This window comes from Streptomyces sp. ISL-96 (assembly GCF_018614035.1).
In the GTDB taxonomy this organism is placed as follows: Bacteria; Actinomycetota; Actinomycetes; order Streptomycetales; family Streptomycetaceae; genus Streptomyces.
In genome coordinates this window covers 103,937-118,796 of record NZ_JAGGPA010000039.1, presented here as the reverse complement: position 1 = coordinate 118,796, position 14,860 = coordinate 103,937, and the positions used below count along the sequence as shown (strand labels likewise).

The window sequence follows — 14,860 nt, the reverse complement described above, 5'->3', positions numbered from 1 at the left end:
CGGGGCGTACGGCGGGAAATGCCTCCATCGGATGCCGGAGCGGCCCGGATCCGCACGGGAGCGGCCCGCCCGCCTATGATCAGGCGGAGCGTGCGCGACGACGACGAAGGGCCGAACGACCATGGCGGATCAGCGAGTTGTCATCGTGACCGGCGGGGGTACGGGCATCGGCGCGGCCACCGCCCGGCTGCTCCGTGAGGCCGGGCACCACGTGGTCGTCTCCGGACGCCGGCCGGAGCCGCTGCGGCTCCTCGCCGAGGAGACCGGAGCCCTGGCGCACTCGTCCGACACCGCCGACCCGGACGCCGTACGCGACCTCGTGGACGCGGCCATCACCGCGTACGGGCGGCTCGACGGGCTCGTACTCAACGCCGGGATCGGGCGCTCGGGAGCCGTGGGCGATCTGTCGGTCGAGGACTGGGAGACCGTCATGCGCACCAATCTCAACGGCCCCTTCCTCCTCCTGCGCGCCGCGCTCCCGCACCTGCTTCAGGCACGGGGCGCGGTCGTCGCGGTCGCCTCGGTGGCCGCGCTGCGCAACGGCGTCGGCAACGCCGCGTACGCCACGTCCAAGGCGGCTCTGCTTCAGCTCTGCCGTTCCCTCGCCGTCGACTACGGGCGCCACGGTCTGCGCGCCAACACGGTGTGCCCCAGCTGGGTGCGTACCGAGATGGCCGACCGGCGGATGGCGCGGTTCGCGCAGGAGGCGGGCCTCGGGGAGGGCCAGGGGGGCGAGGGCGCCGTCGAAGCGGCGTACGAGGAGGCGACCCGGTTGCTGCCCGGGGGGCGCCCCGGCGAACCGCGTGAGGTCGCCGAGGCGATCGCCTGGCTGCTCTCGCCCGCCGCGTCGTACGTCAACGGCGCGACGCTCACGGTCGACGGCGGGGCGACGGCGCTGGACCCGGGGACGGCGGCGTTCGACTTCCGCATCGAGGCGCGCGAGCGCGACTGAACAACGGCCGTCACAGTGGGGGCGGTACGAGCGATGCCGGGTCCGGCAGCAACTGTGGGTGGAAGGCGGCGAGCCCGGCGCCCGCCAGCCACCAGCCCCGGTAGACCAGCGCCCGGCACAGGCCCGGGTCGAGCCGGTCGGCACGAGCGCCAGGTCCCGGCCGTCGAAACTCCGGTGCTCCTCGAACGCGTCGCGCCACTGACCGAGCGGCTCCGAGCCGTCCGCCGGGAAGTCGGTGGCCAGCCCGACCAGGACTCCGCGACGGGCGCCGGGTGACGGCGGTTCCCCCTGTCCGTCGCCACGTTGGTCCCGCTGGAAGCGCTCGACGATCGCCCGGGTCCGCAGCGCGGTGCTCTGCCGGTACAGCAGGGAGTTCGCGCGGGCGAGGTCGCGGATGACCGGAATGCGGCCGTACACGCCGGGCCGCAGGAGGCCTCCGGCGTTGAGGACGAGCAGGAAGGCGTGCCGGTAGCGTTCGCTGTCGATGGCCTCCAGGCCTGTGTTGTCGTACGTTCCTCCGTCCAGCAGGGCGGGCGGGTGCGTGGCGCACGGGAAGTGGGCGGCGTCCAGAACCACGGGCGGGAAGGCGCCGGGAACGGCGGCCGAGGCCGCCACGGCGAGACTCAGCTTCAGCCCCGGTCCGGCAGCCGAGGTCGGGGCCAGTCCGGTCGTGTAGTCGCCGAAGACATCGCGTTCGAAGGTGAACCGGGCGCCGGTGGTGAGGTTCGCCGCGTTGAAGATCCAGCGCACTCACGGGTCCAGGTCCTTCAGCTCGATCCCGTCGAAGAACCACTCGTCCAGACGCCTGGCCAGGACTTCGGTGCGGTTCGTCGGGCCCAGCGTCCGCCACAGGCCCCGGACGATCGCCCTCTTCAACGACCGGGAGGAGACGCGCTCCACGACGGGATTCACGACGAGTTCGTCGACCGCCTCCGCCGTGAAGCCCCGCTCCCTCAGCCCCGGCCAGGCGGTGGCGAGGAACCCGTTGGCGACCGAGCCTCCGGACACCGACGAGGCGTACCGCAGGCTGGGCAGCAGCCCGGCGCCGGCCAGCAGGCGTACGAAACCCAGTGCGGAGAGCGTGGCCCTGAAGCCGCCTCCGGAGAGGGTGACCGCGACCGGCCGCGCCGCGGCGGGCGGTTCGGCGGGGCGGAGCGTGTCGCCGCACGGCCGCGCCTGCAGACCCGTACCCACGGCGGGAGAGTCCACGACCCACGTGCCGCGGGAGGGGTCCTTGGCCGGGCTCATGACTCTTCACCTACCTCTATGACGAGCGCGGGATCCGTGGCCGGCCGCACGTCGACTTCGAAACTCCGCCTCTTCCCCAGGGCGGTGAGCGCGTCGGTGGCGAAGGCGATGTCGTTGGTCAGGTGGATGACGTACTCATCGTCCTCATCGCGGGACTCGACGAGCCATCTCAGGGTGTCCTCGTGGGGATGGTGGTGCCTGATTCCGTCGGCCGACACCACGTAGTGGTCGGCCCGCACGTTCTCGAAGAAGTCGCGTTCCACATTGCGTTCGCTGCCGTGGTGCGGGAGTTTCAGCAGGTCGACGTGGAGCGGCTCGGAGTCGGTGAGCAGGCCGCTGTCACGAAGTCCGGTGAGTATGCGGTCCCCGCGGGCGTCGCCGGTGAGCAGCGCGGTGCGGCCGTCGTGCCTGATCAGCAGGACGATGCTCGACAGGTTCGGCACCGAGCCGTCCGTGTACGACGCCGAGATGACCTCGGGGTCGCCGCGCTTCTTCGCCTCTCGCCAGCGCTTCTCCAGTTGTTCCAGGGCCACCTCGTCGGGGGCGACGACGGTGACGTGGAGGTCGTCGAGCGTCGTTTCGGCGCCCTCGGTCAGCGGCCCGTCGAACAGCGGGTTTCCGGCCAGGCCCAGCGCCGTCGCCTCGTCCCGGATGGCGCGCCCCTGCCCGTAACTCGCTCTCACGGCGCCACTGTTGGTCATCGCGCTTTCGATGAGCGGCTGGACGGACGCGCTCAGTCCGGGGGCCCGCCGGTCGACGAGTTCCTCCACCGAGTTGAACCAGAGCCGCTTGACGGTGAACGGCTCGGGAAGCTCGTCCTTTCGTGCCCGGCGCATTTCGGCGAGCAGCCTGAGCAGCCCGGCGGCGTGATCGTCGTCGACATGGGAGAGGCAGGCGACGTCGATCCTCGGGGTGCCGTCGCTGTCGGGCGTCAGTTGCGCCAACTGGTCGCGCAGCGACGCCTCGTAGACGCCGGGGGGACCGCCGTCGACGAGCATGACGCGCCGGCCGGGCGTGCCCTCTTGCGTTCCCCACCGTACGAGGAAGCAGTCTCCGTGACGGGCGTCGAGAAAATCGAAGGTGAGCATGGTGGCGGCCTGCCTTCCAGGCTGCTGCCTCAGACGGATTGCATCGCTCGAAGGACATCGACCAGGCCGTGTCCCTGGAAATCCCGCTCGCGGGCGAGGTCCGTCGCCGTCGAGCACAGGACTTGCTTCACTCGCTCGGGCCGCCCCAGGAGCTCCCGGTTGCGGGCCAGCAGCATCGCCGCGGCTCCGCTGACGTGCGCCGCCGCCTGGCTCGTGCCGTGCATCGCGGAGATGCCCCCTCCGGGAATGGGGCCGTCGATGTCCTCCCCCGGCGCCAGGAGGTCGGGTTTCGGTCTGCCGTCACCCGTGGGGCCGCGGCTGGAGAAGTAACTGACGCCGTGGCGGTGCGGGTTGCTGCGATGGGTCGATCCGACGGTGATGACGGACTCCGCGTTGCCCGGATCGGAGATGCTGATGCTGCGGTAGTCGGCGCCCAGCGTGCGCATCGCCCCGCTGAACCCGGCGTTCCCGGCCGCTGCGACGACCACGACACCCGATCGCGCCAGGCGGTCGCATTCGACGCATACGGGCGTCCATCCGGTGGAGTGGGTCGCGACGTCATGCGGTACGGAAAGACTGATGTTGACCCCGGCGATGACGAACCGGCCGGCCTGCTCGTTGATGTGCCGGACGGCCTGGAGCGCCGTAACGATGGAGAACTCGTCGCCCTCACCCGTGTCGTCGAGGACCCGGAAGTCGTAGAGCCGGATCCGCGGGCAGATGCCACGGAATTCACGGTCGGGCCACCAGGCGCCGAGGATCCCCGCGACGTGCGTGCCGTGATGGTCGCCCGGGGTGGTGTACGGCATGTCGGCCCGCACCGCGCGACTCTGCGGCGTGGGGAGCTCCATTTCGACGTACGACAGGGCACGGGACCAGTCGATGAGGCCGTTCTCGAGCGCGTCGGCGGAGAGGGTTCCCCGTACGCCGACGAAGTTGAAGGCCCGGCTGACGCGTGAGGCCAGCTGCTGCGCGGGGGTCGCGGCCGTGTCCCAGTCGTAGAACGCGGGGTGCCGGGCGTCGATGCCACTGTCGACGATGGCCCAGCCGATCGAGCCGCAGTCGACGGAGAAGACCTGCTCGGCGGCGTCGGCCTTGATCGTGGACCTGGACCGGACGACCGCGGGCGTGGCCTGACGGTTCGTCGTCACGGAGGTGACCGGGTGTCGCTGCCTGCGGTCGATGACGCCTCTGGGCGGCGCGTCCGCGGGCCGCGCCGCCGACGACTCCAGGGCGACGGCCGCCAGCATGTCGGCCATGGCCGCGGTCAGGGCCGGTTCGTCCGCCGGCGTGCGGCTCAGCTCCGGATGTGACGCGGCGATAACCTTTCGCAGCAGGTTGAGGAACCACATGAGGTGCCGGCTGCGTTCCTCGCGCCGTTCGATGTTGTCGTGGACGTCGCTGGTCGGCGGGCTCTTGTAGTGCCCCAGGAGGGCGGCCTCCATGCCTGTTGGCTCCGGTTGTTCCGCGAGTTCCTTCGCGAGGCGGACGAGGCTGAGGAGGTTCGTCATGGGAAGCACCGCCCGTACCACCTCACCGAGCGTCAGCCGCGCCGCCACGAAGCTGCCGGCCGCGACGGGCTGGCAGTCAGTCATGTGCAGCTCTCTGAAGTGCTGGAGGACCCGCTGTACGCCGTGCTCTTCGTTGATCGCGAGGATCAGGTCCTCGCGGCGCTCGGGTCCGTCCGGCGACGGCTGGGCGAGCGCGAGCCAGGCGTCGAAGCGCACAGGGCAGTCGGTGGCCCACGGAACGGGAAACGGACCTTCCCCGTAGAACGCGGCCTCAAGGTCGTCTCGGTCCATGAGCGCTCCCGGACGGGAGAGGTGGAAGGGTACGGTTCCGTGCTCTTATTGTCCGTCCGGGGCAAGGGCACCGCAAAAGATGCTCAGCCGACGCCCTGTGGGCGGAACTGCACGCTGATGCGCGGCCCGACGGCGCGTGATGTCTTGGGAATCGAGTGTTCCCAGGTGCGTTGACAACTGCCGCCCATGACGATGAGGTCGCCGTGCCCGAGTGGCTTGTGCACGGTTGCCGAGTCGCGGTGCCGTGGCCTCAGCGCCAGCTGCCGGGGCGCCCCCAGCGAGACGATCGCGACCATGGTGTCCTCGCTGCTGCCCCGGCCGGTCCTGTCGCCGTGCCAGGCGACACTGTCGCGCCCGTCGCGGTAGAGGCACAGCCCCGCCGTCACGAACGGCTCGCCGAGCTCGGCGGCGTAGTGCGCGCTCAGTGCGGTACGGGCCTCTTCGAGGCTGGGGTGCGGCAGCGGGTCCTCCGCGCCGAAGAACGACAGCAGCCGCGGCACCTCCACCACGCGCTCGTACATGACGCGCTCCTCCGCGCGCCAGTCGACCTCGCGCGCCAGTACGTCGAAGAGCGCGTCCGCTCCCGATACCCACTGCGGGAGCACGTCGATCCAGGCGCCGTGCCCGAGTTCCGTACGGCGCAGCCCGCTCAGCGGACCGAGTGCGATCTCGTCCCCCTGGTCGAAGAGCGAGCCCTGGAGGTGTACGGCCATGGGCCGATTCTACCGCGACCCAAACATACGTACGAATTAAATGGAGGGCCCGAAGAAGCGCGCCACGTCGTCGGCCGTCACCTGCGCGAGGGTGGCCGGGGACCAGCGCGGGGCGCGGTCCTTGTCGATCACCTGGGCACGGATGCCCTCGACCAGGTCGGGCGAGGAGAGCGCCGCGCACGAAACGCGGTACTCCTGCTCCAGGACCTCTGCCAGCGTGCCGAGCTCCGCCGCCGCGCGCATCGCGGTCAGGGTGATCTTGAGCGCCAGGGGCGACTTAGCGAGGATCGTTTCGGCGGTGTCCTTCGCCGCCGGTTCGCCGCAGTCGAAGAGCCGGTCGACGATCTCCTCGACCGTGCGGGCCGCGTAGCAGTGGTCGATCCACGATCGGTGCGCGTCGAGTTCCCCCTCCGGCGCCTGGCGGGCGTACCACCCCAGCACCTCCCGCGCCTCGTCCGTCGCGAGATCCGCGAGGAGGGCGGGCAGCCGGTCCGCCGGTACGAAGTGGTCCGCGAGCCCGCACAGCAACGCGTCTGCCGCGCCGACCGCCGCCCCGGTGAGCGCGAGGTGCGTACCGAGCTCTCCCGGCGCCCGCGACAACAGCCAGGTGCCGCCGACGTCCGGCACGAATCCGATGCCGGTCTCGGGCATGGCCACCCGGGAACGCTCGGTGACGACACGGACGCTGCCGTGGGCGGAGACCCCGACGCCGCCGCCCATGACGATGCCGTCCATGACGGCGACGTACGGCTTGGGGAAGCGGGCGATGTGCGCGTTGAGCCGGTACTCGTCGCGCCAGAACGCCGCCGAGGCGGTGCCGCCGCTCCGCGCGTCCTCGTAGATCGACCGGATGTCCCCTCCCGCGCACAGGCCGCGTTCCCCCGCCCCCGTGATCACGACGGTCGCGACCGCCGGGTCGCGCTCCCAGGCGGCGAGGGCGCCGGCGATCCGGTTCACCATGGGGTGGTTCAGGGCGTTGATGGCCCGGGGGCGATTGAGCGTGAGGTACGCGGCGCGCCCATCGGTGCGCAGGAGTACGGGGGCGTCGTGGTCGGTCATCGGGCCAGCGTAGGGGCCGCGTGAAGCTCCGCTGTCGGCCCGGTTAAGAAAACCTCGATGGACCGCGCGGCGACGACGAGACAGATTGGTACGCGTTCACCATGTCACCACTGATCGCCTAGCATCCCGCCTGGAGCCGCAGCCATGAAGGCACTTGTCAAGCAGTACGCCGAGCCCGGGCTGTGGCTGATGGATGTGCCGGAGCCGGATACGGGCCCCGGTGATGTGCTGATCAAGGTGCTCCGTACCGGCATCTGCGGCACGGACCTGCACATCAGGTCCTGGGACGGCTGGGCCCAGCAGGCCGTCTCCACGCCGCTCGTCCTCGGCCACGAGTTCGTGGGCGAGGTCGCGGCGGTCGGCGCCGACGTCGCGGACATCGCGGTCGGGGACCTGGTGAGCGGCGAAGGCCATCTGGTCTGCGGGAAGTGCCGCAACTGCCTCGCGGGACGCCGGCACCTGTGCCGCTCCACGATCGGGCTCGGTGTCGGGCGTAACGGCGCCTTCGCGGAGTACGTCGCGCTGCCGGCCTCGAATGTGTGGGTGCACCGCGCGAAGGTCGACCTGGACATCGCCGCGATCTTCGACCCGTTCGGCAACGCCGTGCACACCGCGCTCTCCTTCCCGCTGGTCGGCGAGGACGTACTGATCACGGGCGCGGGCCCGATCGGCATCATGGCGGCGGCGGTCGCCCGGCACGCCGGTGCGCGCAATGTCGTGATCACCGACGTGAGTGAGTCGCGCCTGGAGATCGCCCGGAAGGCGGGTGCGACGCTGGCGCTCAACGTCGCACACTCGGACATCGCGGACGCGCAGCGGCAGTTGGGCCTCAAGGAGGGCTTCGACATCGGCCTGGAGATGTCGGGCCGCCCGGAGGCGATGCGGGACATGGTCGCGAACATGACGCACGGCGGGCGGATCGCCATGCTCGGTCTGCCGGCCGAGGAGTTCGCCGTCGACTGGTCGAAGATCGTTACGTCGATGATCACCGTCAAGGGGATCTACGGCCGTGAGATGTACGAGACGTGGTACGCGATGACGGTGCTGCTGGAGGGCGGTCTTGACCTCAGCCCGGTCATCACGGGCCGCTACGCGCACCAGGACTTCGACGCCGCGTTCGACGAGGCGGCGACGGCACGCAGCGGCAAGATCATCCTCGACTGGACCAGCTAGCCCCTGCCCCCCCGGACGCCCTACGGGCATGTCCTCAATCGCCGGACGGGCTCCCATGGAGCCCCTCCGGCGCTTGAGGAGCGGGGCCCGGGGCGGAGCCCCAGTTCGGGAAGGGGCGGGTAGGGGAAAGCCCCGCGCAGCGGAAGCCCGGACCGCCACCACCCACGCACCCACGCACGCACGCACGCACGCACCGCAAGGAGAGCCCACCCCATGTACACCTCCGTCCGCGACGACCTCCGCACCACCCTCGAAGAGATCCGCAGCGCCGGCCTCTACAAGCCCGAGCGAGTCATCGCCACCCCCCAGAGCGCCTCCGTGACCGTCCCCTCCGGCGACGTACTCAACTTCTGTGCCAACAACTACCTCGGCCTCGCCGACCACCCGGAGGTCGTGGCCGCCGCCAAGGACGCCCTCGACCGCTGGGGCTACGGCATGGCCTCCGTCCGCTTCATCTGCGGCACCCAGGAGATCCACAAGGAGCTGGAGCAGCGCCTCTCCACGTTCCTCGGCCAGGAGGACACGATCCTCTACTCCTCCTGCTTCGACGCGAACGGCGGCGTCTTCGAAACCCTCCTCGGCCCCGAGGACGCCGTCATCTCCGACGCCCTCAACCACGCGTCGATCATCGACGGCATCCGCCTCTCCAAGGCCCGCCGCCACCGCTACGCCAACCGTGACCTCGCCGACCTTGAGCAGCAGCTCAAGGACACCCAGGACGCCCGCCGCCGCCTCATCGTCACCGACGGCGTCTTCTCCATGGACGGTTACGTCGCCCCGCTCGCCGAGATCTGCGACCTCGCCGACCAGTACGACGCCATGGTCATGGTCGACGACTCGCACGCCGTCGGCTTCGTCGGCCCGAGCGGCCGCGGCACCCCGGAACTCCACGGCGTGATGGACCGCGTCGACATCATCACCGGCACCCTCGGCAAGGCCCTCGGCGGCGCGTCCGGCGGTTACGTCGCGGCCCGCGCCGAGATCGTCGAGCTGCTGCGCCAGCGTTCACGCCCGTACCTCTTCTCCAACTCCCTCGCCCCGGTGATCGCCGCCGCCTCGATCAAGGTGCTCGACCTCCTCGAATCGGCCGGCGAACTGCGCGAGCGCCTCACCGCCAACACCAAGCTCTTCCGTACGAAGATGACCGAGGCCGGCTTCGAGATCCTCCCCGGCGACCACGCCATCGCACCCGTCATGATCGGCGACGCGGCGGAGGCGGGCCGCATGGCGGAGCTGCTCCTGGAGCGCGGCGTGTACGTGATCGGCTTCTCGTACCCGGTCGTCCCGATGGGCGCGGCGCGCATCCGGGTCCAGCTCTCCGCCGCGCACTCGACCGCCGACGTCGAGCGGGCCGTGGCGGCGTTCATCGACGCTCGGGCGACAATGGCTGGGTGATCGACCCCAGACGACTGCGCATCCTGCGGGCCGTGGCGGACCACCGGACGGTGACCGCCGCGGCGGCGGCGCTGTACCTCACGCCCTCCGCCGTGTCGCAGCAGCTCGCCGCACTGGAGCAGGAGACCGGCCACGTCCTCCTCACCCGCAGCGGCCGGGGCGTACGCCTGACGGCAGCGGGTGACATCCTGCTCGCCCACGCCAACGCGGTACTGGCGCAGCTGGAGCGGGCCGAGGCGGAGCTCGCGGCGTACGCCGGCGGGGCGGCCGGCGAGGTGCGGGTGGTGGCCTTCGCGACGGGCATCGCGGAGGTACTGGCCCCGGCGATCAGCCGCCTGTCGGACCACCACCCGGACATCCGGGTCCGGGTACGGGACGCCGAGGGCGACGAGAGCCTTCCGCTGGTGCTGGACGGGGAGGCGGATGTGGCGCTGGCGGTGGAGTACCGGGGCGCGCCGCGCGAGGACGACCGGCGCCTCGCGCGCGTACCGCTCTACGCGGAGCCGTTCGACGCCGTGCTGCACGCGTCGCACCCGCTCGGCCAGAACCCCGCGGTCGCGCTCGCGGACCTGTCCGACAGCGACTGGATCGGCCCGTACCCCGGCAATCCCTGCCACGACGTGATGCTGCTGGCCTGCGAACTGGCCGGCTTCCAGCCCCGGCTCGTGCACTCGTCGGACGACTTCCGCGCGGTGGTCGCGCTGGCCGGGGCGGGGGCGGGCGTGGCGCTGGTGCCGAGGTCGGCGCTGCGGGGGATGGAGCTCAAGGACACGGTGGTACGCCCGGTCACGGGCCCGGCGGCGACCCGTCGCGTGTTCGCCGCGGTGCGCCGGGGGGCGGAGCACCACCCCCTGATCAGACCGGTACTGGACGCGCTGGCGGAGTCAGCGGCGGGCCTTACCACCGACTGACCGCCGGGCGGCTCCGCGCCGCCCCGGTCCTCAATCGCCGGACGGGCTGAATTTCCCGACGCCGGTGTAGCGGACTGGGGCGCTGCCCCAGACCCCGCTCCTCAAACGCCGGCGGGGCTGGATGGTGCCGCTGAGCAGGCATGTGTCCGCTGCGCCGCAGCATCCAGCCCCGCCCGGCAGGTCCAACCCGTCCGGCAGTTGAGGACACGCCCGAAGGGCGTCCGGGGGCTGGGGGCTTGCCCTGGGCTTGCCCCCAGTTTCGGGAAGGGGCGGGTAGGGGAAAAGCGCCGCAGGCACCCGGCCCCGGCCCGCAGCTAGCCGGTAACCGCGGGCGGCTGCTCGGCCGTCAGGCCCGGCGGCTCATCCACACGCGGCAACCGCGGCTCGGGCTCCGCCTGGACCTGGGGCGGGGGCTCCGCCTGGGCCGGCGCCTGCGCCTGGGGCTGCGCCGCCCGCTCCAGGAACCGCAGCAGCTCCACCGGAAACGGCAGCACCAGCGTCGAGTTCTTCTCCGCCGCGACCGCCACCACCGTCTGCAGCAGCCGCAGCTGAAGCGCCGCCGGCTGTTCGGACATGACCCCCGCCGCCTCCGCCAGCTTCTTCGACGCCTGAAGCTCCGCGTCCGCGTTGATGACCCGTGCCCGCCGCTCCCGGTCGGCCTCGGCCTGCCTGGCCATCGACCGCTTCATCGTCTCCGGCAGCGACACGTCCTTGATCTCGACCCGGTCGATCGATACACCCCACCCGACAGCCGGGCTGTCGAGCATCAGCTCAAGCCCCTGGTTGAGCTTCTCCCGGTTCGACAGCAGATCATCCAGATCGCTCTTACCGATGATCGACCGCAACGACGTCTGCGCCATCTGCGAGACCGCGAACCGGTAGTCCTCCACCCGCACCACCGCGTCGGCGGCGTCCGCCACCTTGAAATAGATCACCGCGTCCACCCGGACCGTGACGTTGTCCCGGGTGATGCCGTCCTGCGCGGGCACCGGCATCGTCACGATCTGCATGTTCACTTTGCGCAGCCGGTCCACCCCAGGAATGATCATGGTGAAACCGGGGCCACGGACGTCCTTGCGCAGTCGCCCGAGGCGGAAGACAACGCCCCGCTCGTACTGCCGCACCACCCGCGCCGCCGCCATGACGTACACCACGGCGGCCGCCCCAGTAGCCGCTCCCGCTGCCAGAAGCTCGTCGAGCATCACGACCCCCATGGGTCCGAGCCGCATCTTATTGGTCACGATACGCCCGACCTACGCCCCGGTCGAGACACAACAACCGACCCTAAATTGAACATGGAATCCATTTGCATGTAGCGTGCGGTGACGCGTTCGTTCACCACAGGAGGACCCCATGGCCGTACCCAAGCGCAAGATGTCCCGCAGCAACACCCGTCACCGCCGCGCCCAGTGGAAGGCCACCACGCCACAGCTGGTCCCGGTCACCGTCGACGGCTCGGTGTACCGCGTGCCGCAGCGGCTGGCCAAGGCGTACGAGCGCGGACTCCTGCGCCCCGAGGGCTGACCGACATGATCAGCACAGCCCTCCCCGGCCTCCCGGCCCTCGACCGGCTCCCCGTGACCGTGCTCTCCGGCTTCCTCGGAGCCGGCAAGACGACCCTGCTCAATCACATCCTGGGCAACCGGGACGGCCTGCGCGTCGCCGTGATCGTCAACGACATGAGCGAGGTCAACATCGACGCCGCGCTCGTACGGGGCGGCACGGCGGCGCTCTCGCGCACCGAGGAGCGACTGGTCGAGATGACCAACGGGTGCATCTGCTGCACCCTGCGCGACGACCTTCTCGAAGAGGTCGACCGGCTGGCCAGGGAGGGTCGTTTCGACTATCTCCTCATCGAGTCGAGCGGCATCTCCGAACCCATGCCGGTCGCGGCCACGTTCGCGTTCCCCCGCGACGACGGCGCCACGCTCGGCGACCTGGCCCGCCTCGACACCATGGTCACCGTCGTCGACGCCGCGGGCTTCCTGCCCGAGCTGACCGGCGGCGACGGGCTCGCCGAGCGCGGCCTCGACCAGTACGAGGACGACGACCGCACCGTCAGTGACCTGCTGATGGACCAGATCGAGTTCGCCGACGTCATCGTGCTCAACAAGCTCGACCTCGTCGAACCGGAGACGGCTGACCGGCTGCGCGCGGCGCTCTCCCGCCTCAACCCGGCCGCCAGGATCGTGACCGCCACCCACGGCCGCGTCTCCCCCGCCGACGTACTGGGCACCGGACTCTTCGACCTGGAGCGCGCCCAGGAAGCACCGGGCTGGGTGCGGGAGCTGAACGGCGATCATGTGCCGGAGACCGAGGAGTACGGCATCTCCAGCACGGTGTTCCGCGCGGACCGCCCCTTCCATCCCGGGCGCCTGTGGGACTTCGTCACCCGCGAGCTCGACAGTGGAGCGTACGGTCAGATCCTGCGCTCCAAGGGCTTCTTCTGGCTGTCCACCCGCCCCCGCGTCACGGGCCTGTGGTCGCAGGCCGGCGCCGTGGCCCGCTTCGAGCCCTCCGGGGCACGCGACGCGGACACCGAGCAGGGGCAGGAACTCGTCTTCATCGGCACGGGGTTGCGGGCCGAGGCCCTGCGAGCGGCGCTCACCGCGTGCCTCGCCACATCAGGGGAAAACGCCCTGGTGGACGACCCGTTCCCCGCCTGGGAGACGTACGGCATCGACGACGCGTGCGAACACGAGGCAGCCGACTCCGGTCCCCTTACAGCGGCGCTGCCGGGAGCGTGACCTCGAAGCGGCAGCCACCCTTCACATTGCGTACGTCGGCCCGCCCCGCGTGGGCCTCGACGATGCCGCGGACAATGGCGAGCCCGAGGCCCGCGCCCCCCGGAGGCGTACGGGCCTCGGAGCCGCGCCAGCCGGTGTCGAAGACGCGCGGCAGGTCCTCGGCCGGGATGCCGCCGCAGCCGTCGGTGACGGACAGCACCACGTGGTCCTCGCGCAGTTCGGCGCCGACGGCGACCGTGCCGTCGGCAGGGGTACGGCGGATCGCGTTGACCAGGAGGTTGGCGAGGACGCGGGTCATTTCGCGTGCGTCGACTTCCAGCGGAAGAGCTTCGGTCGTGTCGCCGACGAGGCGTACGCCCTGTTCGCGGGCGAGCGGGTCGGCGCCCGCGAGTGCCTCGCCGATCAGGTCGTGGGCGGAGATGCGTACCGGAGTCAGGGCGAGCGCGCCCGCGTGGATACGGGACAGCTCGAAGAGGTCACCGACCATGGAGTTGAGCCGGTCGACCTCGGTGCGCATCTGCCGGTGGTAGCGCGCCGGGTCGGCGACGACGCCGTCCTCCAGGGCCTCCGACATGGCGCGCAGCCCGGCGAGCGGGGTGCGCAGGTCGTGGGAGATCCAGGCGACGAGCTCGCGGCGCGATGTCTCCAGGGCGCGCTCCCGCTCGCGGGAGGCGGCCAGTTTCGCGCTGGTGGCGGCCAGTTCCCGGCCCAGCGCGTCGAGTTCGGCGGTGGACGATCCGGTGGGGGCGGCGAAAGAACCGCCGTCGCCGAAGGTACGGGCCGCCAGCGTCAGCGCGTTGCTGCGGGCGACCACCCAGCGGCCCAGGATCAGCGCGGTCGCCAGCGAGACCACGGCAGCCATCGCCACGACCATGGTCACCACGGTGAGGTCGTGCGGGGACAGGAACATCGCCTGCGCCACGGCCAGCGTGCCCGCGAGCATCGCGGTGACCGTGACGGCGGCGACGACCGTCAGCGACACGGCGACCGAGCGGCTGCGCAGGAGGCGCAGGACCACGGCGCCCAGCAGGCCGGCGGCGGCCGCGCCGAGGAAGGCGATGAGGGCGATGAGCGGCAGGTCACGCATGGGTGGCCTCCGGACGGTCGTCGAAGCGGTAACCCACGCCCCAGACCGTCTGGATGAGGCGGGGCCTGGCCGGGTCGTCCTCGATCTTGCCGCGCAGCCGCCGCACATGGACGGTGACGGTGGACAGGTCCCCGAACTCCCAGCCCCAGACGTCATGCATCAGCTGCTCACGGCCGATGGCCTCGCCCCGGTGGCTGATGAGGTGCGCGAGCAGGTCGAACTCCCGCAGGGTGAGGGCCAGTTCGCGACCACCCTTGGTGGCGCGGCGGCCCGCCGGGTCGAGGACGATGCCGGCGGCCCGCACCTGCGGGCCCGGGTGCTGCGCGGCGGCGCGGCGCAGTACGGATTCGACGCGCAGCACCAGCTCGCGCGGGCTGAACGGTTTGGTGACGTAGTCGTCGGCCCCGACCTCCAGGCCCAGGATCCGGTCGTCCTCGTCGCCGCGCGCCGTCAGCATGATGACCGGGACGGGACCGTCCGCCCGGAGCTCGCGGCACACCTCCAGGCCGTCCATGCCGGGCAGCATGAGGTCCAGGACCACGAGATCGGGCCGGCGGTCCTTCGCCTGCCGCAGCGCGGCGGGGCCGTCGGCGGCCTGGGTCACGGTGAAGCCCGCGCGTTCCAGGTAACCGGTGACGACCTCGGCGACGGTCGGATCGTCGTCGACGACCAGGATGTTCTGCAT

14 protein-coding genes are annotated in these 14,860 nt (G+C 71.3%); 6 read left to right on the top strand and 8 right to left on the bottom strand.

Going from position 1 to position 14,860, the window contains the following annotated elements; genetic code table 11:
- Positions 1-121 precede the first annotated feature (121 nt).
- Positions 122-952 (top strand): SDR family NAD(P)-dependent oxidoreductase, encoded by an 831-nt coding sequence (locus J7E96_RS24500; RefSeq protein ID WP_215133831.1) that lies wholly within the window; start codon positions 122-124, stop codon positions 950-952.
- A 750-nt stretch (positions 953-1,702) separates the two neighbouring features.
- On the opposite strand, the gene J7E96_RS37645 is transcribed toward J7E96_RS24500, so the two are convergent.
- The 5 genes from J7E96_RS37645 to J7E96_RS24475 form a co-directional block, all read right to left on the bottom strand.
- On the bottom strand, positions 1,703-2,200 hold the full coding sequence (locus J7E96_RS37645) for a patatin-like phospholipase family protein (protein WP_251070355.1): 498 nt from the start codon (positions 2,198-2,200) through the stop codon (positions 1,703-1,705).
- Complete coding sequence (locus J7E96_RS24490) at positions 2,197-3,288, bottom strand: ComEC/Rec2 family competence protein (RefSeq protein WP_215133830.1); 1,092 nt, start codon at positions 3,286-3,288, stop codon at positions 2,197-2,199. Before J7E96_RS24490 ends, J7E96_RS37645 begins: the two co-directional genes overlap by 4 nt.
- 29 nt (positions 3,289-3,317) lie before the next feature.
- Positions 3,318-5,090, bottom strand: a complete 1,773-nt coding sequence (locus tag J7E96_RS24485) for a S8 family serine peptidase (RefSeq protein WP_215133829.1) — start codon at positions 5,088-5,090, stop codon at positions 3,318-3,320.
- 83 nt (positions 5,091-5,173) lie between these two features.
- Entirely contained in the window at positions 5,174-5,803 is a 630-nt protein-coding gene (locus J7E96_RS24480; RefSeq protein WP_215133828.1) for an alpha-ketoglutarate-dependent dioxygenase AlkB, read from the bottom strand.
- Between the two features lie 36 nt (positions 5,804-5,839).
- Complete coding sequence (locus J7E96_RS24475; RefSeq protein ID WP_215133827.1) at positions 5,840-6,862, bottom strand: enoyl-CoA hydratase/isomerase family protein; 1,023 nt, start codon at positions 6,860-6,862, stop codon at positions 5,840-5,842.
- A gap of 144 nt (positions 6,863-7,006) precedes the next feature.
- Here J7E96_RS24475 and tdh point away from each other — a divergent pair, with 144 nt between their 5' ends.
- The 3 genes from tdh to J7E96_RS24460 all read left to right on the top strand — a co-directional run bounded on the left by tdh (position 7,007) and on the right by J7E96_RS24460 (position 10,341).
- Positions 7,007-8,035: an L-threonine 3-dehydrogenase gene (gene tdh / locus J7E96_RS24470; RefSeq protein ID WP_215133826.1), complete on the top strand. Its 1,029-nt coding sequence runs from the start codon at positions 7,007-7,009 to the stop codon at positions 8,033-8,035.
- 213 nt (positions 8,036-8,248) lie between these two features.
- Positions 8,249-9,430, top strand: coding sequence for a glycine C-acetyltransferase (locus J7E96_RS24465; protein ID WP_215133825.1), 1,182 nt, complete (start codon positions 8,249-8,251; stop codon positions 9,428-9,430).
- On the top strand, positions 9,427-10,341 hold the full coding sequence (locus J7E96_RS24460; protein WP_215133824.1) for a LysR family transcriptional regulator: 915 nt from the start codon (positions 9,427-9,429) through the stop codon (positions 10,339-10,341). The genes J7E96_RS24465 and J7E96_RS24460 overlap by 4 nt, the downstream gene beginning before the upstream one ends.
- 314 nt (positions 10,342-10,655) lie before the next feature.
- Here J7E96_RS24460 and J7E96_RS24455 read toward each other — a convergent pair whose 3' ends face one another.
- Positions 10,656-11,543: a slipin family protein gene (locus J7E96_RS24455; protein WP_251070374.1), complete on the bottom strand. Its 888-nt coding sequence runs from the start codon at positions 11,541-11,543 to the stop codon at positions 10,656-10,658.
- 151 nt (positions 11,544-11,694) lie between these two features.
- On the opposite strand from J7E96_RS24455, the gene rpmF reads away from it, so the two are divergent.
- On the top strand, positions 11,695-11,865 hold the full coding sequence (gene rpmF / locus J7E96_RS24450) for a 50S ribosomal protein L32 (protein ID WP_028814853.1): 171 nt from the start codon (positions 11,695-11,697) through the stop codon (positions 11,863-11,865).
- Positions 11,866-11,870: 5 nt separating this feature from the next.
- Positions 11,871-13,088 carry a GTP-binding protein gene (locus J7E96_RS24445; RefSeq protein WP_215133823.1) on the top strand — a complete coding sequence of 406 codons (1,218 nt, stop codon included), beginning with the start codon at positions 11,871-11,873 and terminating at the stop codon, positions 13,086-13,088.
- Here the strand turns inward: J7E96_RS24445 and J7E96_RS24440 are convergent.
- Positions 13,063-14,175: a sensor histidine kinase KdpD gene (locus J7E96_RS24440; protein WP_215133822.1), complete on the bottom strand. Its 1,113-nt coding sequence runs from the start codon at positions 14,173-14,175 to the stop codon at positions 13,063-13,065. The two genes, J7E96_RS24445 and J7E96_RS24440, sit on opposite strands and share 26 nt — an antisense overlap.
- Positions 14,168-14,860: a response regulator transcription factor gene (locus J7E96_RS24435; RefSeq protein WP_215133821.1), complete on the bottom strand. Its 693-nt coding sequence runs from the start codon at positions 14,858-14,860 to the stop codon at positions 14,168-14,170. Before J7E96_RS24435 ends, J7E96_RS24440 begins: the two co-directional genes overlap by 8 nt.